Genomic DNA, 22,380 nt, shown 5'->3' with positions numbered 1-22,380 from the left:
ATGTGCGCGTGATCGAAGTCCGGCCGGGTGGACGTCGTCGCATCGACCGCGTCCTGGACCCCGCCTACGTGCGCGACCCCGGCGCGCTCTCGCTGGAGGAGCTGCGGGAGCGGCGGGACGAGGCCGCGCAGGAGGAGACGGACCTGTCGTACCTGCGCCGGCTCCTGCACGCCCGCATCGACATCGTGAAGGCCGAGCAGCGGCGGCGCAGCACCGGCGGGCAGAGCAGCATCGTGGACCAGCTGGCCACCATCCTGTCCGACAACGCGCTGCGGCCACGGGGTTCGGGGCGGCACCAGCCGCTGGAGCCGTCGCGGGCCGGTGAGCACCGGCGGCAGGCGGAGGCACTGGTCGGCAACTCGGACCTGACCGACGTGGGCGCGCTCTCGGACGAAAAGCTGGCCGAGACCCTGCGCGTGTACGGCGAGGAGGAGTCCTCGGTGTCGGCCCGCCGCCGCGAGGTGCAGGCGGTGGTCGACCTGTTCAACTCGGAGATCGCCACGCGGTACCGCGACCGGGTCGCCTCGGTGGACGACCTGCTGGCCGCGGAACGAGCCCGCGACGAGGATTGATCCTGGGGACCTGCTTGGGGGCCACCCTGCTCGCGTCGTGCTGCTAGTTGAAGTGTTCCCGTGCTGCCAGCTCGCTCCAGTACTCGCGGAGGTCGTTGAACAGCTCCGCCAGTTGCTCGACGTTGCCGGTGCGCAGGGCGTCCAGGATGCTGTGCACCTCTTCGGCCGAGGTGTCCGACTCCAGGATCGGGTCGGCGATCAGCTGCACCAGGCCGCCGTAGTCGAGCTCGACCGCGGAGCGCGGGTCGAAGTTCGTCAGCCAGCGCTCGGTCTCCTCCAGGATCCTCGCCGGACCCGAATCGCCGAGGGTGTTCTCGACCAGTTCCCTCGCCTCCGCCGCGCGGGTCAGCGCGTCGGACATCGAGACGCGCCACGACAACTCGCGTGCCGGGTCGTCCTGGCCGGTGCCGAGGTTCAGCCTGCGCTCCGCCGGGTCGACGAGTGCGAACCACGGCAGCGGCACCGTCCACGTCGTCGACAGGACGTGCACCGCGGCCTTCGGCAGGCCGCCCAGCGCCGCCGTCGTCCTGGAGCGCACCTTCTCCGGCGTCACCCCGCTCGCGTCGAGGACCGTCGCGGCGAGTGCGGGTGGCGCGTCCCCCAGGAAGCTGACCAGCGCGGCCGCCGAGCGGGCCCGCAGTTCCAGCGGGCACACCAGCGGACCCGGTCCGACCTCCCCGGGCACGTCTTCCGGATCGAGCACCAGGACGTCGGTTCCGGTGCTGGGCGCGGGCTTGCCGTTGGCCAGCTCGGCGGGCAACAGCCGCACCGGCACGGCCACCTGTGATTTGAGCCACATGCACTGCTCGCGCTCGCCCACCGTGGCCCGCGACAGCGTCGCCGCCTCGACCGCCTTCTCCAGCTGCTCAGAAGGGGGTTCGCCGAAGGCGGACAGGGGCTCGTACACCCTCAGGTAGGCCACGATCGGTCGGAGCACGGTTGAATCGTGGCACGTCGGCGGACTTCCCGGTGCACCGACCACGCGAACCCGGAGAGACACTCGCCACGAGAGGAGATGCCACGTCGCATTCTCCCCCTCTGACAAGGTACGGTGTGGACAGGAAATAGTTGTCGAACGATACGGGGCCGCCGTTTCCCCCGGCCGCCCCGTCCCTGTGCGAGGGGGTCGAGCCATGGGGCGCGGCCGGGCTAAGGCCAAGCAGACGAAGGTGGCGCGGGAGCTCAAATACAGCACTCACGACACGGACTTCGATGCTTTGCAGCGCGAGCTGTCAGGTAAATCCTCTCAGAACTCCCACGACGAGGACGACAAGTACGAGGACCCGTACGCGGACGAGTACGACGACTACCGTCGTTGACGTCCGACGAGGCACGAGGGTGGGCTCCGGGGAGCTTCCGGAACCCGCCCTCGTTCCTCGTGGTGCCCTGGGTCGGTTGACCGGCGCCTCGCGGACACCTCGCTGCGAGGCCACCTGAACAAGGAGGTTTTCGTGGCGGACATCCAGCGCGTCGGTGTGGTCGGCGCCGGGCTCATGGGCTCGGGGATCGCGGAGGTGCACGCGCGAGCGGGTGCCGACGTCGTCGTCACCGAGGTCAGCCAGGCAGCGCTGGACGCGGGTCGTGGACGCATCGAGAAGTCGCTCCAGCGTGCCGTCCGCAGCGGCAAGCTCGGCGAGTCCGACCTCGAAGCCGTCCTGGGCAGGCTGCGGTTCACCACGGAACTGGAGTCCTTCGCCGACCGTGACCTCGTCGTGGAAGCCGTCGTCGAGAACGAGGCCGCGAAGGTCGACATCTTCCGCTCGCTGGACAAGGTGGTGCGGCGGCCGGACGCGATCCTCGCCTCCAACACGTCGTCGATCCCCATCGTGAAGCTGGCGCGCGCCACCGAGCGGCCCGCGCAGGTCCTCGGCATCCACTTCTTCAACCCGGTGCCCGTGTTGCCGCTCGTCGAGCTGGTGCCCTCGCTGCTGACCGGCGAGGAAACGGTCAAGCGCGCCGAGGAGCACGCCACCGCCATGCTCGGCAAGACCGTGATCCGCGCGCAGGACCGCGCCGGCTTCATCGTCAACGCCCTGCTGGTGCCGTACCTGCTCTCCGCCATCCGGATGGTCGAGTCCGGCTTCGCCACCGCCGAGGACATCGACCGCGGCATGGAGAAGGGCACCGCGCACCCGATGGGCCCGCTGCGGCTGTCCGACCTGATCGGCCTCGACACGGTCAAGTTCATCGCCGACTCGATGTACGAGGAGTTCAAGGAGCCGCTGTACGCGGCGCCGCCGCTGCTGCTGCGCATGGTGGACGCGGGGCTGCTCGGCAAGAAGAGCGGCCGCGGCTTCTACAGCTACGAGTGAGCATGGACGAGCAGCTGCGCATCGGTCTCGTCGGCGCCGGGCCGTGGGCCCACGGGGTGCACGCGCCGGGCATCGCCGACCACCCGGGAACGACGCTGACCACGGTCTGGGCCCGCCGTCCCGACGCCGCCCGCGAACTCGCCGAAAGCCACGGCGCTTCGGTGTCCTCGACGCTGGAGGAGCTGCTGGGCCAGGTGGACGCGGTCGCGTTCGCGGTGCCACCCGCTGTGCAGGCCGAGCTGGCGCTCGAAGCCGCCAAGGCGGGCAAGCACGTGATCCTGGAGAAGCCGATCGCGCCGGACCTGGCCGCGGCGGAACAGCTCACCGACGCCGTGGTGTCCGCCGGGGTGGCGAGCCTGGTCGTGTTCACGCTGCGGTACGCGGTGGAGACACGCGAATGGCTCGAAGACCTGGCGGCCGTCGGCGGTTGGACCGGCGGCGGCGCGCGCTGGCTGTCGGGCGCATTGCTGGCCGGGCCGTACAGCGCGTCGCCGTGGCGGCACGACAGCGGTGCGCTGGCGGACGTCGGCCCGCACGTCGTCGATCTGCTCGACGCGGCACTGGGCCCGATCACCGACGTCCTGGCCGCACACCGGTCGCCGCAGGACCTGTGGCAGCTCGTGTTCGCACACGAGGGTGGGGCGACGAGCACCGCGACCCTGTCGATGAACCTGCCGATCGAGCCTTCGGTCACCGAGATCGCGGTCTACGGCGAGCACGGCTACCGCGCGCTGCAGCGGCGCCCGGTGCCCGGCGTGGAGCGCTTCACCGCGCTGCTCGACGACTTCGCCGCGATGATCGCCACCGGCACCACCACGCACCCCTGCGACGTCCGCCGGGGTCTGCACGTCCAGCGCATCCTGCACCGCGTGCTCCAGGTCGCCGGGGCCTGAGCCGCGGCGACCCGGAGCGGGGCGCTCAGCTCACCGCGGCGGCGAAGGCGCCGACCTCGTAGGAACCGCCCTGCTGGTGCACGATCACGGCGAGCCGGTTGGCCGCGTTGATCAGCGCGACCAGGCACACCAGCGCGGCGACCTGGTCGTCGTCGTAGTGCTTGCGCACCTGCGCCCAGGTCTCGTCCGAGACGCCGGGCGACGCGTCGGCCAGGCGGGTGCCCTCCTCGGCCAGTGCGAGCGCGGCGCGCTCGGCCTCGGTGAACACGGTCGATTCGCGCCACGTGGCGACGAGGCTGAGCCGGACCGCGGTCTCGCCGGCGGCCGCGGCCTCCTTGGTGTGCATGTCGGCGCACCAGCCGCAGCCGTTGATCTGGCTGGCCCGCAGCGAAACCAGCTCCTGCGTGGCGCGCGGCAGCGTCGAGTTGTGCAGCACCAAGCCGGTGTTGGCGAACCGCTTGGTGAACTTGCCGGCGATCTCGTTGCTGAACAGGTCGAACCGGGGTTCCATCGCTTCCGTCCTCACTTCGTGTTCCGTTCCGGACGACCACCAGATGCCGGCCGCGGATCGGGTGTGACAGTGACGGGCGACACAGCGAACCGGTGTCACAGGAAGGCGGGGACCGGTATCTGGTGGGTATGGACGAGCGCGCGAACCCCGCCACCGAGGCGTTCCTGGCCCACCGGAACCTGCTGTTCACCGTCGCCTACGAGATGCTCGGGTCCGCCGCGGACGCGGAGGACGTGCTGCAGGAGACGTGGCTGCGGTGGACCGGGGTCGATTTGGCGACCGTGCGGGACCAGCGCGCGTACCTGGTCCAGATCACCACCCGCCAGGCGCTGGGCCGGTTGCGGACGCTGGGCCGCCGCAAGGAGTCCTACGTCGGGACCTGGCTGCCCGAGCCGCTGCTCACCGCGCCGGACGTCGCCGAGGACGTCGAGCTGGCCGACCACGTCTCGATGGCGATGCTGCTGGTGCTGGAGACGCTCACGCCGACCGAACGCGCGGTGTTCGTGCTGCGTGAGGTGTTCGCGCTGGACTACGACGAGATCGCCGGAGCCGTCGACAAGAGCCAGGCCGCGGTCCGCCAGATCGCCCACCGGGCGAGGGAACACGTCGCGGCGCGGCGGCCGCGCGGTGACGTCTCGGCAGCTCAAGCCCGCAGCGCCCTCGAAGCGTTCCAGCGGGCGACCGAGACGGGGGACCTGCGCGGGCTGCTCGACGTCCTCGCGCCCGACGTCGTGTTCCTCGGCGACGGCGGCGGGATCAAGCAGGCCGTGCCGCGGCCCGTCGTCGGGGCCGACAAGGTGGCGCGCCTGCTCGTCGCCGGGCTGCCGCGGCTCGCGGAACTGGGGACGCTGCGGCCTGCCCAGGTCAACGGCTATCCCGCACTCGTCTTCCAGCAGGACGGCGAGGTCGACACCGTGCTGGCGGTGCGCATCGACGACGGGAAGGTCACGGGGCTCTACGCCGTGCGCAACCCCGACAAGCTGTCGCACATGGACCGCGAGACCGCGCTGCGCCGCTGACCGTCAGTCGTCGAACCGGCCGCGCCGCCCGCGTTTGACCTCGCCGCGGCGCTTCTTCTCGGCGATCCGCCGCTCCTTCGAGCCGCGCGTCGGCTTGGTGGGGCGGCGTTTCGGGGGCGGCGGGGCGGCCGCGTCCCGCAGGACCGCGACCAGCCGCAGCCGGGCAGCCTCGCGGTTCGCCAGCTGCGCCCGCTGCTCGCTGGCCGCGATCGTCAGCACGCCGTCGGTCAGCCGGGACGCGAGCCGGGCGAGCAGCCGCGAGCGCAGGTCCTCCGGGACCGACGGCGACCGCGCGACGTCGAACGACAGCTCGACCCGCGAATCGGTGGTGTTGACGCCCTGCCCGCCCGGCCCCGAGGACCGCGAGAAGCGTTCACCCAGCTCACCCGGCGGGATCACGAACCGCCGGGTGACCACGAGATCGGCGTCGAGCGGCACGGCGGTCAGAAGCGGGGGTGGTCCCCGGACAGCACGGCACGCGGGCCGTCGCTGTCCTCGGCGGCCCGCACCTCGCCCAGCACCCACGCCGGCACGTGGCGCGCGGTGAGCACGGCGAGCGCGCGGTCGGCGTCCTCGGCGTCGAGCACCGCGACCATGCCGACGCCCATGTTGAACGTCTTCTCCATCTCGGCGCGCTCGACCTTGCCGCGCTGCGCGACGAGCGCGAACACCGGCGCCGGGGTCCACGTGTCGCGCGAGAGCTGGGCGACCAGCCCGCGCGGGATCACGCGCGCGAGGTTCGCCTCCAGGCCACCGCCGGTGACGTGCGCGAACGTCCGCACCTCCGCCTCCGCGGCGAGCGCGAGGCAGTCCTTGGCGTAGATCCGGGTCGGCTCCAGCAGCTCCTCGCCGAGGGTGCGGCCGAACTCCTCGACGTGGCCCTCCAGCGGCATCCGCGCGATCTCCAGCAGCACGTGCCTGGCCAGCGAGTAGCCGTTGGAGTGCAGCCCGGACGAGCCCATCGCGACGACGACGTCACCCGGCCGGACCCGGTCCGGGCCGAGCAGGTCGGCGGCCTCGACCACGCCGACGCCGGTGGCCGACAGGTCGTAGTCGTGCTCGCCCATCAGGCCGGGGTGCTCGGCGGTCTCCCCGCCCAGCAGGGCGCAGCCCGCCTGCACGCAGCCCTCGGCGATACCGCCGACCAGCGCCTCGATCCGCTTCGGCACCACCTTGCCGACGGCGATGTAGTCCTGCAGGAACAGCGGTTCGGCGCCGGTGACGACGAGGTCGTCGACCACCATCGCCACCAGGTCGATGCCCACCGTGTCGTGCTTGTCCAGCGCCTGCGCCACCGCGATCTTGGTGCCCACGCCGTCGGTCGAGGACGCCAGCACGGGCTCCTTCCACCGGTCGAGCTTCAGCGAGAACAACCCGGCGAACCCGCCGACCCCACCGAGGACCTCCGGCCTGCTCGCCCGCTCGGCGTGCGGTTTCAGCAGCTCGACGGCTTCGTCACCGGCTTCGATGTCGACACCGGCGGCGGCGTACGTGGCGTTCGTGGACTCGCTCACGGCAAGCGGACTCCAGACTCGGTTTTCGGCTCAGGGACGCCGGACGGCATCCCCAGCACCGTACCCGGCCTGGGTGACGGGCCGGGCCGGACCATCGGTCCCTTCGAGGCTTTCGAGGAGGTGCTTGCCGATGAGCGCGTCATCGGGCAGCGGGATCGGGTACTGGCCGCTGAAGCACGCCGTGCACAGCCGTGACTTCGGCTGCTCCGACGCGGCGATCAGCCCGTCCAGCGACACGTAGCCCAGCGAGTCGGCGCCGATCAGGCGGCGGATGCCGTCGAGGTCCGCGCCGTTGGCGACCAGTTCCGCCCGCGACGCGAAGTCGATGCCGTAGAAGCACGGCCAGCGCACCGGCGGCGACGCGATCCGCACGTGGACCTCCAGCGCGCCGGCCTCGCGGAGCATCCGCACCAGCGCGCGCTGGGTGTTGCCGCGGACGATCGAGTCGTCCACCACGACCAGCCGCTTGCCGCGGATCACGTCGCGCAGCGGGTTCAGCTTGAGCCGGATGCCCAGCTGCCGGATGGTCTGCGACGGCTGGATGAACGTGCGCCCGACGTAGGCGTTCTTGACCAGGCCCTGCCCGTACGGGATGCCGGACTCCTGCGCGTACCCGATCGCCGCCGGGGTGCCGGATTCGGGCACCGGGATGACCAGGTCCGCGTCGACGGGGTTCTCCTGCGCCAGGCGCCTGCCGATGTCGACGCGGGTGGCGTGCACGCTGCGCCCGGCGATCGAGGTGTCCGGCCGCGCGAGGTAGACGTACTCGAAGATGCAGCCCTTGGGCTCGGGGGTGGCGAAACGCGAGGACCGCAGGCCCTCCGCGTCGATCGCGATCAGCTCGCCCGGCTCGACCTCGCGGACGAACGAGGCGCCGATGATGTCCAGCGCCGCGGTCTCGCTCGCGACGACCCAGCCGCGTTCGAGCCTGCCCAGCACCAGCGGGCGCACGCCGTGCGGGTCGCGGGCGGCGTAGAGGGTCTCCTCGTCGGAGAACACCAGGCAGAACGCGCCGCGCAGCGTGGGCAGCAGCTCCAGCGCGGCGGCCTCGATGCCCTTGTCCGCGGCGGCCTGTGCCAGCAGCCCGCAGACCAGGTCGGAGTCGCTCGACGAACCGGTCAGCCCGGCGTGGGGTTTGACGCCCAGCTCGCGGGTGCGGTCACGCAGCTCCGCGGTGTTGACGAGGTTCCCGTTGTGGGCGAAGGACAGCCCGCTGCCGGTGGCCGTCGTGCGGAACATCGGCTGGGCGTTCTCCCACGTGGAGGAGCCGGTGGTGGAGTACCGGCAGTGCCCGACGGCGATGTGGCCCTGCAGCGAGGACAGCACCTGCTCATCGAAGACCTGGCTGACCAGGCCCAGGTCCTTGAAGACCACGATCTGCTTGCCGTCCGACACCGAGATGCCCGCGGCTTCCTGGCCGCGGTGCTGGAGCGCGTACAGCCCGTAGTAGGCCATCTTCGCGACTTCTTCACCGGGTGCCCAGACCCCGAAGACGCCGCATTCTTCCCTGGGTTCGTTCTCGGGCTGGTCGATCGGACTGTGGTCGGAGGAAACCACGAATGTGCTCCCTGGAGACGAGGGCAGGCCGACTCAAGTGTAGGTGGATCCCGCCCCCGCCGAGATCACGGCCGACGTGACCTTCGGCTCCCTCACGAGGACGCGGCGAGCCACTTCGCGCGGCCGTGCTCCCCGGGAACCCAGCAGCCGGGGATGGGCTTCGCCCGGTCGGCGCCGTAGTCGTCGGCCAGCGCGAGCAGCTCGTCGAGCACGTCGTGGGCGGAGCCGCGGCAGCGCCACAGCAGCTTGCGGGGCGCGAGGACGTCCTGCTCGTCGCCGGGCAGGCGGGTGGCCACGGCGTCGTCCTCGGCGTCGAGCCGGATGACGTCGATCACGGAGCCGTGCGCGCGGATCCCGACGACGGTGACCACGTTGCCGTCCGCGTCACAGGGGTGGAGGAACTTGTAGCCGCGGTCGATGAGGTCCAGCAACCGCGCCTCGACGGAGGTCTGCTCAGCGGAGTACGTCATCGAACTCGCCGTCCTTCGCGCCCGCGACGAACGCGGCGATCTCGGCGCGGGTGTAGACGAGGGCAGGGCCGTCCGGGAAGCGCGAGTTGCGGACGGCGATCTCGCCGGAGCCGAGCTCGGCCACCTCGACGCAGTTGCCCATCGCACCGCTGCGCTTGCTCTTGCGCCAGCTGACACCGGCGATGTCGGTCGCCGGCATGCCGTTCGCGTATCGCTTCGCCATCGTCCGCAGCCTCCCCGATCGACTGGTCTGGTAGTGCAGATGCACGTGCATCTGAACGTGAAGGCGAAGCTACCAGTGAATGGGTGCACGCGTAAATGCACGAGTCGATGCACGTGCAGAAGTGGATACGGCCTGCGTAACACCGCCGGGTTAGGCCGTTCGATACCCACTCGGATGGGTGAAGAAATCGGCAGTCATCGGCGAAGAGATCTAACCGAATGTCACGAAAAGGGTGACTAGATCTCCGCGATCCGCTTGATCAGCATCTGCCTGCTTCGATCGGGTGTTTCCGCGTCGACGGTGAGCCGGTCGAAGGCGCGGCCGTACAGTTCGAGCTCGTCGGGCTTCTCCAGGTAGCTGGCCCCGTTGAGGTGCTCGAGGTAGGCGATGTTCGGCAGTTCGGGCTCGGCGAACTGCAGCAGCGAGAAAGCGCTTTCGACCGCGTAACCGCTCATGTCGAAGGGCACGATCTGCAGCGAGATGGTGGGCAGCTTGATGACTTCGAGCAGGTGCTCCAGCTGCTCCTTGAGCACCGCCATCCCGCCGACCGGCCGGTACAGCACCGCTTCGTCGAGCACCGCCCACAACCGCGGCGGTTTCGGGCCGGTGAGCAGTTTCTGCCGCCGCATGCGGATCGCGACCCGGCCTTCGACACCCGGGTCCGCGGTGTCGGGGTTGCCGCGGGAGATCACCGCGCGGGCGTAGGACTCGGTCTGCAGCAGGCCGGGCACGAACATCAGCTCGTACGTGCGGATCCGCGTCGCGGCTTCTTCGAGGCCGATGTAGTTGTCGAACCAGTTGGGCAGCGTGTCGTTGAAGCTCCGCCACCAGCCGGGCTTGTTGGCCTGCTTGACCATCTCCACGGCCCACTCGCGCTCGGCGGGGTCGTGCACGCCGTACATGGTGAGCAGGTCGACCACGTCGCGTTCCTTGCAGCCGACGCGGCCCAGCTCCATCCGGGAGATCTTCGACTCGGAGGCGCGGATCTCCCACGCCGCCTGCGCCCGCGTGACCCCGGCGGCCTCCCGCAGCCTGCGCAGCTGGGTGCCCAGGATCATCCGCCGTGCCGTGGGGCCGGTACCCGGCTCGAAGCCGGAAGCGTCGACCGGAGCCATAGGACCTTCCTGAATTCGGGGAGCGGGAGAAAACACCCAGCATCCGAAGGTACACCGCGGCCGGACGCGGTCAAGTGCGCAGCAGGATTTACCAGCGCGACGTGCCCGATTACGCTACGTGGATCCGACCAGGCCGCCAGCACGAAACTCGACCGCCCGGGAGTGTGTCCCATGTCCGGTGCCACCGCCCCATACCCCAGTTCGGTTCCCGTCGGGGTCGACCCGAACCGCGCGAGCATCGCCCGGGTCTACGACGCGGCGCTCAACGGCAAGGACAACTACGAGATCGACCGCCAGGTCCTCGCGCAGGTCCGCACCGTCGCGCCCCAGGTCAACGACCTCGCGTGGGCCAACCGGGACTTCCTCATCCGGTCCTGCCGGTTCCTCGCCATGCAGGCGGGCATCGACCAGTTCCTCGACCTCGGCTCCGGCCTGCCGACGGCGGAGAACACCCACCAGGTCGTGCAGCGCGTCAACCCCGAGGCCCGCGTCGTCTACGCCGACAACGACCCGGTGGTGCTGGCGCACGGCCGCGCGCTGCTGGAGGAGAACGCGCAGACCCACCTCGTCGAGGCCGACATCTTCGACCCGCCGCGGGTGCTGGAGAACGAGCTGGTCCGCAAGGAGCTGGACTTCTCGCGGCCCATCGCGTTGTTCCAGATCGGCACGCTGCACCACTACCTCGGCGACGACGCCCCCGAGCTGATGCGCGCCTACGTCGATGCGCTGCCCTCGGGCTCGTACGTGGCCATCGCGCACTTCTTCGACCCCGAGAAGCCCGAGCTCAGCGAGCTGGCGCGGCAGATGGAGGAGAAGTTCGTGCACAGCCCCATGGGCAGCGGCCGGTTCCGCACCAGGGCCGAGATCCAGGCGATGTTCCCCGGGCTCGAGATGGTCGAGCCGGGCCTGGTGCTGTGCGACGACTGGTGGCCGGACGGGCCGCGGATCCAGCCGTTGAACGCCGTCCGCCAGTGCATCGTCGGCGGCGTGGGTCGCAAGCCCTAAGCGGGGACGATCGGTAACCAGTGCGAAAGGTCGGCCCGGGTGCCGGAGGCGGTGACCCGGCCGGCCTCGACCGCGTCCGTCCACTTGAGACGGCCGGTGGCGAGCTCCAGCCACGTGCGCGGATCGGTCTCGACCACGTTCGGCGGGGTGCCCCTGGTGTGCCGGGGGCCCTCGACGCACTGCACGGCGGCGAACGGCGGCACGCGGACCTCCACGCCTTTTCCCGGCGCGTCCTCGGCGAGTGCGCGTAGGCTGAGCCGCACCGCGGCGGCCAGCGCGGGCCGCGGCGGTTTCTCCTCCTTCCCGCTCAACCAGGCGGACATCGCCGTCACCGCGGCACGTAACTCTGCGGGGTCGACCGAACGCGAAGTGGGCATGGGGGAACAGTAGAGTGATGGCCAGTACGAAGGCACGCGAAACGTGGGGTTGAACATGGCGCAGCGGGACGAAGCAGACCGGCTCGTACCGAATCCCCAGACCACCGCCAGGCTCGGCAAGCCGAAGATCACCGAGGAGATGCGCGCCAACGCCAGGGCCAACCCGAACAGCTGGCTCTACGTGATCGACGAGGCCTTCGACCCCAACGGTCCCGTGCCCTCCTGGGCCGTCGTCGGCGCGTACCCGGTGAACGGGCGCGGCATGATCGTCGAGGACTTCCACCCCAACGACCGGTACCGCCCCTCGCCCAAGGCGCTCGGCTTCCCCGAGCCCGCCAACGAGCTCGAGCGGCTGCTGCAGCTGGTCCGCACCAACCACCGCCCGGCGGAGGACCTGCCGCCGGTGATCCTCGACGCCACGCTGTTCGTGTACGCGATGTCGCCGTTGCAGCGCACCGTCATCGGGTTCCACAACACCGACGGCCGGGTCATGGTGCCCGCGTACACGTCCAAGTCGCTGGTGCCGCGGGAGTGGCCGCACGCGCGGGCGGTGCTGGGCCGGGACATCGTGCCGCTGCTCGCCGGCCACCCGGTGACGATCAACCCCCACGACGTCGTCACCGCTGTGGTGCCTGCCGAACACCTCGTTCAGGCGCTGGCGCGTGAGGGTCAGCGGTAACGCTCGCAGCAGGACACGCCGGTCGTCACTCCGATGAGTGACATCCGATTCGCATACTGTGCTCGATAGAGGCATGGTTGCTCCCTGAGGGAGAGGGGAGTTGCCGTGCGTTCTTGGAAGACACGGCTGCGCTGGGGTGCGGCCCTGTGCCTGACCGGTGCCCTGACCACCGGGTTCGCCCCCGAAGCCGCCGCGGCCGACTACAGCAAGGCGGGCACCACGTCCGCCGGCTCGCAGATCGCCCGCGTCGAGGGCGTGGGGGCCGCCCCCGCGTACCAGCAGCTGGGCGGCACGCTCGGGCACGACGTCAGCGGCCACCAGGGCGCCGTCGACTGGGGCGGTGCGTGGCAGGCGGGCGGCCGGTTCGTCTACGTCAAGGCCACCGAAGGCACGGGGTACGTCAACCCGCAGTTCGCCCAGCAGCACAACGGCTCGTACGCGGTCGGCATGACCCGCGGGGCGTACCACTTCGCGAGGCCCGACCTGTCCTCCGGCGCCGCGCAAGCCAACTACTTCCTGGACCACGGCGGCGGCTGGTCGGCCGACGGCCGGACCCTGCCGGGTGCGCTCGACGTGGAGTACAACCCGTACGGCGACGCGTGCTACGGCAAGGACGCGGCCGCGATGAGCGCGTGGATCGCCGACTTCTCGGCCACCTACCGCACGCGCACCGGCAGGCTGCCGACGATCTACACGTCGACCCGCTGGTGGAACCAGTGCACCGGCGGCAACACGGGCTTCGGCGCGAACCCGCTGTGGGTGGCCCGGTACAACGCCGAGCTGGGCGCGCTGCCGTCCGGCTGGCCCCGGCAGGCGATCTGGCAGTTCGCCGACCGCGGCACGCTGCCCGGCGACCAGAACCTCTTCGACGGCAGCGCCGACCGGCTCCGGGACTTCGCGCTCGGGCTGTGACGGAAGCCCTGCTCAGCCGTGCTCTAGACCAACGGGAGGACGACGAAAGTCGGCTCTCACGGTCGCGACGTGCGTAAATTCCTGACCTGACCCAGGAATTTCCCGGAAGTGAGTGACAAGTCGGCATGTCGTCATAAAGAATCCGCTCGGGCGGCCTCCCTGCACCAGGCCGCCCGCATCGCGAGGGCAACCGAAAGGGACACGACCATGCCGATTTCCGGGAGAAGACGGCGGCTCAGCGCGCTCTCCTGCGCGGCGGCGATTGCCGCCCTTGTGCCGGGACTGCTCGCTCCCCAGGCTGAGGCGATGGACTCGACGAACGAGTACGTCGCGCAGCACGACCACGAGATGGGCTCGCAGATCCGGCGCGTCGAAGGTGATCAGTCCACTCCGGACACGAAGGCGGCGGCACGGCGGCCGCAGGGGGTGAACGTCGACGGCGTCGTCGCCACCGCGACCGTGTCGGGCATCGACGTCAGCGGTCACCAGGGCAACGTCGACTGGGCGAGCTACTGGAACCAGGGGATCCGGTTCGCCTACGTCAAGGCCACCGAGAGCGTCGACTACACCAACCCGTACTTCGCGCAGCAGTACAACGGCTCGTACGGCGTCGGGATGATCCGCGGGGCCTACCACTTCGCCACCCCGGACACCTCGTCCGGCGCGGCGCAGGCCAACTACTTCGTGGACCACGGCGGCGGCTGGTCGCCCGACGGCCGGACGCTGCCCGGTGCGCTCGACATGGAGTACAACCCCTACGGTTCGACCTGCTACGGCAAGTCGAAGAGCGCCATGACGGCGTGGATCAAGGACTTCAGCGACACCTACCACGCGCGCACGAACAAGTACCCCACCATCTACACGTCCACGAGCTGGTGGGGCCAGTGCGTGGACGGCGACTTCAGCTCGACCAACCCGCTGTGGGTCGCCCGGTACTCCTCCAGCGTGGGGACCCTGCCCTACAACTGGGGCTTCTACACGTTCTGGCAGTACAGCTCCAGCCCCGTCGACCAGGACGTCTTCAACGGCGCCTACGACCGGCTGGTGGTGCTGGCGACGAATTCCGACTGAGCAACGTTTCGGTCGACAGGGGCTTCCGGTCACACGGGCCGGAAGCCCCTTTCGCGTATTTTCCGGGAACCAGGCCCGGGGCAGGCACGTCCGAGCGGGCGAAGTGACTTGCGAAAGGCGAAGCCGATGACCTACCCACCGCAGCCGGGCCAGCCGGACTACGGACAGCAGCCGGGTCCGTACGGGCAGCAACCGGAAGGCTCCGGGCAGCAGCCCGGCTACCCGTCCTCCGGTGGTTTCCCGCAGCAGCCGGGACAGCCGCAGTACGGGCAGCAGCCCGGGTACGGCCAGCAGCCGGGGTACGGTCAGCCGCAGTACGGGCAGCAACAGCCGTACGGGGGCGAGGGTTACACGCAGCCCTACCCCGCCTACGACCCGTCCGGCGGTGGTCAGTACCCGCCGCCGCCCGGGCAGTACCCGCCGGGGGTGTACGGGCAGCAGCCGCCGCCGTCCGGCGGGGGCCGCAAGGGGCTGTGGATCGGCTTGAGCATCGGCCTCGTGGTGGTGCTGGCGGCGCTGGGCATCACCGGGTTCTGGAAGCCGGGGTTCTTCGTCGGCGGTGGCGGCGACTCCGGGCCGCAGACCCTCGCGCAGTCCATTGTGGATGGTCTGAACAAGCACGACAAGGCGGGGCTGAAGGCGCTGGTCTGCGCCAACGCGGAGTCCGACGTCAACGACGCGATCGACGAGGTCGAGGACGTCTCCACCGCGAAGCTCACGAGCGTGCAGACCAACGGTGACAAGGCGACGGTGGTCGCGGCGGTCACCGCCTCCGACACCACCGGCACCGCGACCGGCGGGCTGGAGAAGCAGAACGGCAAGTGGTGCTGGCACGACCTGGCGCTCAAGGCCGACAAGGCGTCGAGCCGGACGGTCACGCCGCCGTCGTCGCGCCGCAGCGCCACCAGCAGCAGCCGGCCGTCGAGCAGCGGCGGCAGCATCGCCTCGGACGCCTACAAGGTGACGACCCAGAGCTTCGTGGACAAGGTCAACGGGAAGGACAGCGCCGGTGCGATGGCGCTGGTGTGCCAGGACAACGTCTCCGAGGTGCAGCCCAATGTCGACAAGGCGGTCTCGGGCGGCTCGCAGCTGACCGCGAACGTCTCGGGCATCGAGGGGATCGGCTTCGGCAGCGTCCGTGGCACCGTCGGCGGCCAGCAGGTGACCGGCTTCATCTCGACCGACGAGGTCGGCGACCAGGCCTGCATCGACTCGTTCGACCTCTACTGAGCCGGCTTCATGCGGCCGAGGCCGGGGGTCCTCGGCCGCATGACCAGTGCCGCCACGTAGTACGTGCAGGGCGCGTCGGAGTGGTTGGCGTAGGAGAGCGTGACGTCGGCGGCGAGGTACAGGGAGTCGCCTTCGCCGAGGATCACCACCTCGCCGTCGATGGTCAGCGTCAGCGTGCCGTCCAGCACGACGATGAACTCGTGGGAACCGGTGGCGTACGGCGGGTACGTGCCCGCCTCGCAGTCCGGCGGCAGCGTCGAACGGATCCATTCGAAGTTCACCCCGGGCACGACGGGGGTCAGGACCGTGCGCTGCCAGCCGCCGGGTTCGTGCACGGTGTCCTGCTCGGCGGCGCGGCGGAGGATCCGGCGGGCCGGCTGGGTGATCAGCTGCGCCAGCGGCAGTCCGAGCCCCGTCGCGATCCGGTCGAGGACCACGATCGTCGGAGCCTTCGCCCCTCGTTCGACTGAGGACAGCATGCTCACGCTCACCTCGGAGCGTTCGGCCAGAGCCTGCAGGGTCAGGCCCCGTTCCAGACGGGCGGCCTGGACGCGTTCCCCGAGGGCGACAAGATCCATGTATTCTATAGTAGTGGCAGATTCCGCTATAGTGAAATCAGCGTCCGCGGCTGACCTTCCGGCAGTCGCGGAGATCTACGCGCACTACGTCGAGCACAGCGTGGCCACCTTCGAGCTGGAGCCGCCGGACCTCGCCGAGTGGGAGCGCCGTTTCGCGGCCGTGACCGGTGCGGGCCTGCCGTTCCTGGTGGGCGAGCTGGACGGCGCCGTCGCCGGTTACGCCTACTGTTCGCCGTGGAAGCCGCGCCCCGCCTACCGGCAGACGGTGGAGGACTCGATCTACCTCGCGCCGGACGCCGTCGGCAAAGGCCTCGGCGGGCTGCTGCTCGACGAGCTGCTCAGCCGGTGCGGGGCGGCGGGCATCCGCGAGGTGATCGCGGTGATCGCCGCCCCGGGACCGGACAACGTCTCGTCGTCGCTGCACCGCCGACGGGGTTTCACCGACGCGGGCAGGCTGACCGCGGTCGGCTACAAGCACGGCCAGTGGCTGGACACCCAGCTGATGCAGCGTTCCCTCGTGCCGCGCTGATCAGCCGAACAGCTTGGGCAGCGTGCCCTCCCACGCCTCACGCAGCTCGGCGAGCGGGAAGGACGTCACGCCCTGGATCTCCAGCGCGCCGGACTCCGGGTCGACCACACCGGTCTTGCGCCACGGCAGGCCGCGCGCGGTGCACATCTCGGTGAACCGCAGCTCCTCGGTCCGCGGCACCGCCACCAGCACCCGGCCCGACGACTCGGAGAACAGCTGCACGAACGGGTCCACGTCCTCGTCGAGGACGATCCGGGCACCGCACTGGCCGACCAGCACGGTCTCCACCAGTGTCTGCGCGAGCCCGCCGTCGGACAGGTCGTGCGCGGCCGAGATCATGCCGTCCCGCGAGCCGGCGACCAGGACCTCGGCGAGCAGCCGCTCGCGCTCCAGGTCCACCTTCGGCGGCCGCCCGCCGAGGTGGTCGTGGACCACCTGCGCCCACGCGGAGCCGTCGAGCTCGTCGTGCGTCTCGCCGAGCAGCAGCAGCGTCTCCCCGGCCTCGGCGCCGATCCCGGTCGGGATGCGGCGCTTCACGTCGTCGATCACGCCGAGCACACCCACCACCGGGGTGGGCAGGATCGCCGTGTCGCCGGTCTGGTTGAAGAAGCTGACGTTGCCGCCGGTGACCGGGATGCCCAGCTGCGCGCAGCCGTCGGCGAGGCCGTGCACGGCCTGCTCGAACTGCCACATCACGCCGGGATCGGTGGGGGCCCCGAAGTTCAGGCAGTTCGTGACGGCCACCGGCGTCGCGCCGCTGGTCGCCACGTTGCGGTAGGACTCGGCGAGCGCGAGCTGCGTGCCGAGGTACGGGTCCAGGTAGACGAAGCGGGCGTTGCAGTCGGTCGACACGGCCACGCCGCGGCCGGTCTTCTCGTCGATCCGGATCAGGCCGGAGTCGGCGGGCTGCGCGAGCACGGTGTTGCCGCGCACGTAGCGGTCGTACTGCTCGGTGACCCAGTCCTTCGACGCCTGGTTCGGCGACGAGATCACGCGCAGGATGGTCTCCCGCAGCTCCTCGGGGGTGCTGGGGCGGGCCAGCCCCGCCGTGGTGCTCGCCTGCAGGGTGTCCTGAGTGGACGGACGGACGACGGGCCGGTCGTACACCGGGCCCTGGTGCGCGACGGTGCGCGGCGGCACGTCCACGACGGTCTCGCCGTGCCAGGTGATCACCAGGTGGTCGCCGTCGGTGACCTCGCCGATCTCCGTGGCGATGACGTCCCACTTGCGGCAGACCGCGAGGAACTCCTCCACTTTGGACGGTTCGACGACGGCGCACATGCGTTCCTGCGACTCGCTCGACAGGATCTCCGCCGGGCTCATCCCGGTGGCGCGCAGCGGAACGCGGTCCAGCTCGATGCGCATCCCGCCGTCACCGGCCGCGGCCAGCTCCGACGTGGCGCACGAAAGCCCGGCACCGCCGAGGTCCTGGATGCCGACCACGAGCTTCTCGGCGAACAGTTCGAGGCAGCACTCGATGAGCACCTTCTCGGTGAACGGGTCGCCGACCTGGACGCTGGGCAGCTTCTTGCGGCCGCCGGCGGACTCCTCGCCGGAGAACGTGTCGCTCGCCAGCACGGACACGCCGCCGATGCCGTCGAGCCCGGTCCGCGCGCCGAAGAGGATGATCTTGTTGCCGGTACCGGAGGCGAAGGCGAGGTGCAGGTCCTCGGTGCGCATTGCGCCGACGCACATCGCGTTCACCAGCGGGTTGCCGGCGTAGCTCGGGTCGAACACGACCTCGCCGCCGATGTTCGGCAGGCCGAGGCAGTTGCCGTAGCCCGCGACGCCGGCGACCACGCCGGGCAGCACGCGGCGGGTGTCCGGCGCGTCGGCGGGGCCGAAGCGCAGCGCGTCGGCGACCGCGAGCGGGCGCGCGCCCATCGCGAGGATGTCGCGCACGATGCCGCCGACTCCCGTCGCCGCGCCCTGGTAGGGCTCCACATAGGACGGATGGTTGTGGCTCTCCACCTTGAACGTGACGGCCCAGCCGTCGCCGATGTCGACGACGCCGGCGTTCTCGCCGATACCGGCGAGCATCCTGGCCTTCATCTCGGGCGTGGTGGTCTCGCCGAAGTAGCGCAGGTGCTTCTTCGAGGACTTGTACGAGCAGTGCTCGCTCCACATCACCGAGTACATGGCGAGCTCGGCGTCCGTGGGGCGGCGGCCGAGGATCTCCCGGATGCGGGCGTACTCGTCCTCGGCGAGGCCGAGCTCGCGGTAGGGCTGCGGGGTCTCCGGAGTGGCTGCGGCGCGGGCGGTGGTGTCGATGACCAGGGCTTCCGTCACCAGACCAGGGTAGCTTGACGGGAAATTCGGTCGACCTGGACACGGGGCCTCCATACCGTTTGCAGAATGCGTCTGCCGTCCCGGCTCACCCCCTTGCGCTTCCTCGGCGCCCTGCTCAGGGCCCGGCCCTTGCTGGCCGTGGCCGCCTGTGTGCTGGGCGCGGTGTGGTTGCTGCCGGGCGCGCTGCTGCCGTTGGTGATCGGAAACACGGTCACCGCGATCGCCCGCGGTGAACGGATCTGGGGCCAGATCGTGCTCGTCGCGGGCCTCGGCGTGGTGCAGGCGGTCTTCGGCGGGGCGTTGATCTTCGCGGTGCACACGACCTGGCTGCACGGCTCCTCGACCGCGCAGCGGCTGATCGCCGACCACACCGCGCGCCTCGGCGCGTCGCTGCGTGCCCAGGCGGCGACGGGGAACGTGATGGCCCTCTCCTCCAGCGACATCGGCCGGATCGGCAACGTCCTCGAGGTGGGGCCCAGGATGTTCGGGTCCGTCGTGGCGTTCCTCACGGTCAGCGTCGTGCTGCTGTTCTCCTCGCCGCTGCTCGGTGCGGTGGCACTGGTCGGGGTGCCGGTCGCGGTGCTGGGCATGGGCCGGCTCGTCGCCCCGCTCCAGCGCCGCAAGGGCGAGCAGCGGGAGGAACTGTCCGAGGTGAACTCCATCGCCTCGGACATCGTGTCCGGCCTGCGGATCCTGCGGGGCATCGGTGGCGAACGGCAGTTCGCGCAGCGGTTCCGCGGCGCGAGCCAGCGGGTGCGGCTGGCCGGGGTCGGGGTGGCCCGCAGCGACTCGTGGCTCGTGGGTGCCGAGGTCCTGCTGCCCGGACTGGTGACCGTCGCGATCACGTGGCTCGGTGCGCGGCTGGCCGTGGCGGGCACGATCGGGGTCGGCGAGCTGGTCACGTTCTACGCCGCGTCGGCGTTCCTGGTGGTCCCGGTGAGCACGGCGACGGAGTTCGCGAACGCCTTCACCTCGGGGCTGGTGGCGGCCCGCAAGATCTGCGGCGTGCTGGCGCTGCGCCCGGTGCTGGCCGAGCCGGAGCGGCCGGTCGCGCTGCCGGAAGGGCCGCTGGAACTGCACGACAGCGAGACCGGCTTCACCGCCGTGGCGGGCAAGTTGACGGTGATCGACGCGGGGAAGCGGGCGGAGGAGCTCGCGGAGCGGATGGCGCGCTTCGCGGACGCGGCGCCCGGCGAGCGCGTGCTGGTGTCGGGAGTTCCCGCCGACCAGGTGGCGCTGAGCGAGCTGCGGTCGCGGGTGGTCTACGCGCACAACCAGGACCTGTGGTTCTCGGGTCCGTTGCGGGAGCAGCTGGTGCCGGAGGAACGGGCGGAGGCGGCGCTCGCCGCGGCCGACGCCGGCGACATCGTGGCCGGTTTCCCCGACGGGCTGGACGAGGTGATCGGCGAGCGGGGCCGCGAGGTCTCCGGCGGGCAGCGGCAGCGGCTGAGCCTCGCACGGGCGCTCGCGCTCGACGCGGACGTGCTGCTGCTCGACGAACCGACGTCGGCGGTGGACACGCACACCGAGGCGCGGATCACCGAGCGGGTCGCGGAACTGCGGAGGGGCAGGACGACGGTGGTGTTCACGGAGAGTCCGTTGTGGACGGTCGTGGCGGATGAGGTGATCTCGTGCCGGTGAAGCTGCCGCTCGCGACAACGCGGGCGGCGAGGGCGTGGCTGCGCACCACGGTGCGCACGCACCGCGGGGCGTTCGCCGGGGTGATCGGGCTGTTCGGCCTGGCCTCCGTGGCGGGCCTCGTGGGGCCGCAGATCCTGGGCAGGCTGGTGGACTCCGTGGTCGCGGGGCACGCGAACATCGAGGCGCTTGCGCTGCTGTTCGTCGTCGTGCTGGTGGTGCAGGCGACGCTGAAGCGGCTCGCCAGGGTGCGCGCGGGGATGCTGGGTGAGCGCGTGCTGGCCGAGACGCGCGAGTCCTTCGTGGGCGAAGCGCTGAAGCTGCCGTTGAGCACGGTGGAGGCCGCGGGCACGGGCGACCTGCTCAGCCGCGCGACGACCGACGCCGACCGGGTGGACCACGCCGTCCGCAACGGGGTGCCGGAGATCGTCGTGTCCACCGTGACCGTGGCGTGCACGGTGGTCGCGATGGTCGTCACGTCGCCGCTGCTGTCGCTCGCGTTGCTGGTCGTCGTGCCGGTGCTGTACCTGTCGTGCCGGTGGTACTGGACCCGCGTGCCCAGGACGATCGAGCGGATGCTCAGCGGGTGGGCCGACGTGCAGACGCAGCTGCACGAGACGGCGGACGGCGCCCGCACGGCGGAGGCCCTGGGTCTGGTCGAGCGCCGCGTCGCGCTGGGCAGGCGGGCGCTCGCGGACGCGGTCGGGCGCGAGCGTGAGCTGCGGAGCCTGTCCGTGCGGTGGGTGCCGTGGATGCAGCTGTCCCAGGTGCTGCCGATCGCGGTGATGCTGCTGCTCGGCGCGTGGGCGTACGGGCGGGGGCTCGTCGGGCTGGGCGTGGTGACGACGATGGTCGTGTACGTCCAGGCGCTCGCGGGGCCGCTGGAGGAGCTGCTGTGGTGGACCGAGGACGTGCTGGTGTCGGGCACCGCGCTGCGGCGGATCATCGGGGTCCGCGGCAGCGACGAGCGGCGGCGGGACGGGCGCCCGCACGGCCGGGAGATCGTGGTGCGCGGGGTGCGGTACGGGTACTCCGCGGACCGCGAGGTGCTGCACGGCATCGACCTGCGCGTACCGCCTGGCGAGCGGCTGGCGATCGTCGGGCCGTCAGGTGCGGGGAAGTCGACGCTCGGCAGGCTGCTCGCGGGGGTGGCGGCGCCGGGAGCCGGTTCGGTGACGATCGGCGGGGCGGAGGTGTCGACGCTGCCGGAGGACGTGCTGCGTGGTGAGGTGCTGCTGCTGACGCAGGAACAGCACGTGTTCGCGGGCACGCTGCGGGAGAACCTGACACTGCCCGCGGGCGAGTGGCAGGACGCCGACCTGGTGAGGGCGCTGGAAGCCGTGGGGCTGCGGGGGTGGTTCGACGGGCTGCCGGACGGGCTGGACACGCGGCTCGGGGCCGGGGCGCTGGCAGTGCCTGCTGCGGTCGCGCAGCAGCTCGCGCTGGCCCGGGTCGTGCTGGCCGACCCGCACACGGTGGTGCTGGACGAGGCGACGTCGCTGTTGGACACGTCGTCGGCGCGGCAGTTGGAGCGGTCGTTGAGCGGGGTGCTGGCCGGGCGGACAGTGATCGCCATCGCGCATCGGCTGCACACCGCGGCGGCCGCTGATCGGGTGGCTGTCGTGGAGGACGGGCGGATCAGCGAGCTGGGGTCGCACGCTGAACTTCTCTCCACTGACGGGGCCTACGCTCGGCTGGTGGCTGCGGCTTCTGTGGATGTTTGAGGGGTGACGGGTGGGCGGCCGGTGCCGGTCGCCGTGCGGGCTGCCGGTTCACCGCCCTTCGTCGCTGATCGTTTTACGGCGGGGCGGCCGCGTCAAGGGCGCTCAGTGTGAGGGTGTGGGTGGGCTGTGGCTTGGTGGTTATGGTCCGGTTTGGTTGCGTGG

At 71.0% G+C, this 22,380-nt stretch carries 24 protein-coding genes; 13 read left to right on the top strand and 11 right to left on the bottom strand.

Going from position 1 to position 22,380, the window contains the following annotated elements:
- The first annotated feature begins 8 nt into the window (after positions 1 to 8).
- Positions 9 to 572, top strand: a complete 564-nt coding sequence (locus ABFX51_RS08330) for an RsiG family protein (RefSeq protein WP_091507031.1) — start codon at positions 9 to 11, stop codon at positions 570 to 572.
- Positions 573 to 615: 43 nt separating this feature from the next.
- Here the strand turns inward: ABFX51_RS08330 and ABFX51_RS08325 are convergent, their stop codons facing one another.
- Positions 616 to 1,509, bottom strand: coding sequence for a DUF8083 family protein (locus ABFX51_RS08325; RefSeq protein ID WP_346053238.1), 894 nt, complete (start codon positions 1,507 to 1,509; stop codon positions 616 to 618).
- A 196-nt stretch (positions 1,510 to 1,705) separates the two neighbouring features.
- Here ABFX51_RS08325 and ABFX51_RS08320 point away from each other — a divergent pair, with 196 nt between their 5' ends.
- From ABFX51_RS08320 to ABFX51_RS08310, 3 genes are all read left to right on the top strand, one after another.
- Positions 1,706 to 1,891, top strand: coding sequence for a DUF3073 domain-containing protein (locus tag ABFX51_RS08320; protein WP_091506319.1), 186 nt, complete (start codon positions 1,706 to 1,708; stop codon positions 1,889 to 1,891).
- A 132-nt stretch (positions 1,892 to 2,023) separates the two neighbouring features.
- Positions 2,024 to 2,884 (top strand): 3-hydroxybutyryl-CoA dehydrogenase, encoded by an 861-nt coding sequence (locus tag ABFX51_RS08315; protein ID WP_346053236.1) that lies wholly within the window; start codon positions 2,024 to 2,026, stop codon positions 2,882 to 2,884.
- A gap of 2 nt (positions 2,885 to 2,886) precedes the next feature.
- Positions 2,887 to 3,777 (top strand): Gfo/Idh/MocA family protein, encoded by an 891-nt coding sequence (locus tag ABFX51_RS08310; RefSeq protein ID WP_091506315.1) that lies wholly within the window; start codon positions 2,887 to 2,889, stop codon positions 3,775 to 3,777.
- Positions 3,778 to 3,802: 25 nt separating this feature from the next.
- On the opposite strand, the gene ABFX51_RS08305 is transcribed toward ABFX51_RS08310, so the two are convergent.
- Positions 3,803 to 4,288 carry a carboxymuconolactone decarboxylase family protein gene (locus ABFX51_RS08305; protein ID WP_091506313.1) on the bottom strand — a complete coding sequence of 162 codons (486 nt, stop codon included), beginning with the start codon at positions 4,286 to 4,288 and terminating at the stop codon, positions 3,803 to 3,805.
- A gap of 128 nt (positions 4,289 to 4,416) precedes the next feature.
- Between ABFX51_RS08305 and ABFX51_RS08300 the strand changes: the two genes are divergently transcribed.
- Entirely contained in the window at positions 4,417 to 5,307 is an 891-nt protein-coding gene (locus ABFX51_RS08300; protein ID WP_346053234.1) for an RNA polymerase sigma-70 factor, read from the top strand.
- 3 nt (positions 5,308 to 5,310) lie between these two features.
- Here the strand turns inward: ABFX51_RS08300 and arfB are convergent, their stop codons facing one another.
- The 6 genes from arfB to ABFX51_RS08270 form a co-directional block, all read right to left on the bottom strand.
- Positions 5,311 to 5,745, bottom strand: a complete 435-nt coding sequence (arfB, locus tag ABFX51_RS08295; protein ID WP_091506308.1) for an alternative ribosome rescue aminoacyl-tRNA hydrolase ArfB — start codon at positions 5,743 to 5,745, stop codon at positions 5,311 to 5,313.
- A gap of 5 nt (positions 5,746 to 5,750) precedes the next feature.
- Positions 5,751 to 6,821, bottom strand: a complete 1,071-nt coding sequence (gene purM / locus ABFX51_RS08290; RefSeq protein ID WP_091506305.1) for a phosphoribosylformylglycinamidine cyclo-ligase — start codon at positions 6,819 to 6,821, stop codon at positions 5,751 to 5,753.
- 30 nt (positions 6,822 to 6,851) lie between these two features.
- Complete coding sequence (gene purF, locus ABFX51_RS08285; RefSeq protein ID WP_091506302.1) at positions 6,852 to 8,378, bottom strand: amidophosphoribosyltransferase; 1,527 nt, start codon at positions 8,376 to 8,378, stop codon at positions 6,852 to 6,854.
- A 92-nt stretch (positions 8,379 to 8,470) separates the two neighbouring features.
- Positions 8,471 to 8,848: a hypothetical protein gene (locus ABFX51_RS08280; protein WP_346053231.1), complete on the bottom strand. Its 378-nt coding sequence runs from the start codon at positions 8,846 to 8,848 to the stop codon at positions 8,471 to 8,473.
- Entirely contained in the window at positions 8,832 to 9,071 is a 240-nt protein-coding gene (locus tag ABFX51_RS08275; protein ID WP_091506298.1) for a DUF397 domain-containing protein, read from the bottom strand. The genes ABFX51_RS08280 and ABFX51_RS08275 overlap by 17 nt, the downstream gene beginning before the upstream one ends.
- Before the next feature lie 236 nt (positions 9,072 to 9,307).
- A complete protein-coding gene (locus ABFX51_RS08270; RefSeq protein ID WP_091506296.1) occupies positions 9,308 to 10,186 on the bottom strand; it encodes a helix-turn-helix domain-containing protein in 879 nt (292 codons plus the stop codon).
- A gap of 171 nt (positions 10,187 to 10,357) precedes the next feature.
- On the opposite strand from ABFX51_RS08270, the gene ABFX51_RS08265 reads away from it, so the two are divergent.
- Positions 10,358 to 11,191, top strand: coding sequence for an SAM-dependent methyltransferase (locus tag ABFX51_RS08265; RefSeq protein ID WP_346053228.1), 834 nt, complete (start codon positions 10,358 to 10,360; stop codon positions 11,189 to 11,191).
- On the opposite strand, the gene ABFX51_RS08260 is transcribed toward ABFX51_RS08265, so the two are convergent.
- On the bottom strand, positions 11,188 to 11,568 hold the full coding sequence (locus tag ABFX51_RS08260; RefSeq protein ID WP_346053226.1) for a sterol carrier family protein: 381 nt from the start codon (positions 11,566 to 11,568) through the stop codon (positions 11,188 to 11,190). The genes ABFX51_RS08265 and ABFX51_RS08260 overlap by 4 nt on opposite strands.
- A 55-nt stretch (positions 11,569 to 11,623) precedes the next feature.
- On the opposite strand from ABFX51_RS08260, the gene ABFX51_RS08255 reads away from it, so the two are divergent.
- The 4 genes from ABFX51_RS08255 (at position 11,624) to ABFX51_RS08240 (ending at position 15,460) form a co-directional block, all read left to right on the top strand.
- Positions 11,624 to 12,247 (top strand): type VII secretion system-associated protein, encoded by a 624-nt coding sequence (locus ABFX51_RS08255; RefSeq protein WP_143249854.1) that lies wholly within the window; start codon positions 11,624 to 11,626, stop codon positions 12,245 to 12,247.
- Positions 12,248 to 12,373: 126 nt separating this feature from the next.
- Positions 12,374 to 13,159 carry a lysozyme gene (locus ABFX51_RS08250; RefSeq protein WP_428832462.1) on the top strand — a complete coding sequence of 262 codons (786 nt, stop codon included), beginning with the start codon at positions 12,374 to 12,376 and terminating at the stop codon, positions 13,157 to 13,159.
- Positions 13,160 to 13,366: 207 nt separating this feature from the next.
- The gene (locus ABFX51_RS08245) at positions 13,367 to 14,230 is read left to right on the top strand and encodes a lysozyme (RefSeq protein ID WP_091506289.1); all 864 of its coding nucleotides are present in this window, start codon (positions 13,367 to 13,369) and stop codon (positions 14,228 to 14,230) included.
- Positions 14,231 to 14,356: 126 nt separating this feature from the next.
- Positions 14,357 to 15,460, top strand: coding sequence for a hypothetical protein (locus ABFX51_RS08240; RefSeq protein WP_346053222.1), 1,104 nt, complete (start codon positions 14,357 to 14,359; stop codon positions 15,458 to 15,460).
- On the opposite strand, the gene ABFX51_RS08235 is transcribed toward ABFX51_RS08240, so the two are convergent.
- The gene (locus ABFX51_RS08235; RefSeq protein ID WP_091506283.1) at positions 15,454 to 16,038 is read right to left on the bottom strand and encodes a helix-turn-helix domain-containing protein; all 585 of its coding nucleotides are present in this window, start codon (positions 16,036 to 16,038) and stop codon (positions 15,454 to 15,456) included. The genes ABFX51_RS08240 and ABFX51_RS08235 overlap by 7 nt on opposite strands.
- Between ABFX51_RS08235 and ABFX51_RS08230 the strand changes: the two genes are divergently transcribed.
- Complete coding sequence (locus tag ABFX51_RS08230; RefSeq protein ID WP_346053220.1) at positions 16,037 to 16,567, top strand: GNAT family N-acetyltransferase; 531 nt, start codon at positions 16,037 to 16,039, stop codon at positions 16,565 to 16,567. The two genes, ABFX51_RS08235 and ABFX51_RS08230, sit on opposite strands and share 2 nt — an antisense overlap.
- Here the strand turns inward: ABFX51_RS08230 and purL are convergent, their stop codons facing one another.
- A complete protein-coding gene (purL, locus tag ABFX51_RS08225) occupies positions 16,568 to 18,856 on the bottom strand; it encodes a phosphoribosylformylglycinamidine synthase subunit PurL (RefSeq protein WP_245783020.1) in 2,289 nt (762 codons plus the stop codon).
- Positions 18,857 to 18,922: 66 nt separating this feature from the next.
- Here purL and ABFX51_RS08220 point away from each other — a divergent pair, with 66 nt between their 5' ends.
- Both ABFX51_RS08220 and ABFX51_RS08215 read left to right on the top strand, forming a co-directional pair.
- Positions 18,923 to 20,497: an ABC transporter transmembrane domain-containing protein gene (locus ABFX51_RS08220; protein WP_091506277.1), complete on the top strand. Its 1,575-nt coding sequence runs from the start codon at positions 18,923 to 18,925 to the stop codon at positions 20,495 to 20,497.
- Positions 20,488 to 22,218: an ABC transporter ATP-binding protein gene (locus tag ABFX51_RS08215; RefSeq protein ID WP_091506275.1), complete on the top strand. Its 1,731-nt coding sequence runs from the start codon at positions 20,488 to 20,490 to the stop codon at positions 22,216 to 22,218. Before ABFX51_RS08220 ends, ABFX51_RS08215 begins: the two co-directional genes overlap by 10 nt.
- Positions 22,219 to 22,380: the final 162 nt, after the last annotated feature.

It is taken from the genome of Amycolatopsis dongchuanensis (genome assembly GCF_039542405.1).
Classification (GTDB): Bacteria; Actinomycetota; Actinomycetes; order Mycobacteriales; family Pseudonocardiaceae; genus Amycolatopsis_E; species Amycolatopsis_E sacchari.
Note: the sequence above shows the minus strand (reverse complement) of the source record. Positions and strands in the feature narration are given on the sequence as shown.

Coding starts and splice junctions, on each gene's coding strand:
- ABFX51_RS08280 (WP_346053231.1), bottom strand. CDS start 8,848: ATGACGTACTCCGCTGAGCAGACCTCCGTCGAGGCGCGGTTGCTGGAC.
- ABFX51_RS08220 (WP_091506277.1), top strand. CDS start 18,923: ATGCGTCTGCCGTCCCGGCTCACCCCCTTGCGCTTCCTCGGCGCCCTG.
- ABFX51_RS08255 (WP_143249854.1), top strand. CDS start 11,624: ATGGCGCAGCGGGACGAAGCAGACCGGCTCGTACCGAATCCCCAGACC.
- ABFX51_RS08270 (WP_091506296.1), bottom strand. CDS start 10,186: ATGGCTCCGGTCGACGCTTCCGGCTTCGAGCCGGGTACCGGCCCCACG.
- ABFX51_RS08305 (WP_091506313.1), bottom strand. CDS start 4,288: ATGGAACCCCGGTTCGACCTGTTCAGCAACGAGATCGCCGGCAAGTTC.
- ABFX51_RS08275 (WP_091506298.1), bottom strand. CDS start 9,071: ATGGCGAAGCGATACGCGAACGGCATGCCGGCGACCGACATCGCCGGT.
- ABFX51_RS08235 (WP_091506283.1), bottom strand. CDS start 16,038: ATGGATCTTGTCGCCCTCGGGGAACGCGTCCAGGCCGCCCGTCTGGAA.
- ABFX51_RS08265 (WP_346053228.1), top strand. CDS start 10,358: ATGTCCGGTGCCACCGCCCCATACCCCAGTTCGGTTCCCGTCGGGGTC.
- ABFX51_RS08260 (WP_346053226.1), bottom strand. CDS start 11,568: ATGCCCACTTCGCGTTCGGTCGACCCCGCAGAGTTACGTGCCGCGGTG.
- ABFX51_RS08310 (WP_091506315.1), top strand. CDS start 2,887: ATGGACGAGCAGCTGCGCATCGGTCTCGTCGGCGCCGGGCCGTGGGCC.
- ABFX51_RS08245 (WP_091506289.1), top strand. CDS start 13,367: ATGCCGATTTCCGGGAGAAGACGGCGGCTCAGCGCGCTCTCCTGCGCG.
- ABFX51_RS08320 (WP_091506319.1), top strand. CDS start 1,706: ATGGGGCGCGGCCGGGCTAAGGCCAAGCAGACGAAGGTGGCGCGGGAG.
- ABFX51_RS08230 (WP_346053220.1), top strand. CDS start 16,037: ATGTATTCTATAGTAGTGGCAGATTCCGCTATAGTGAAATCAGCGTCC.
- ABFX51_RS08240 (WP_346053222.1), top strand. CDS start 14,357: ATGACCTACCCACCGCAGCCGGGCCAGCCGGACTACGGACAGCAGCCG.
- ABFX51_RS08300 (WP_346053234.1), top strand. CDS start 4,417: ATGGACGAGCGCGCGAACCCCGCCACCGAGGCGTTCCTGGCCCACCGG.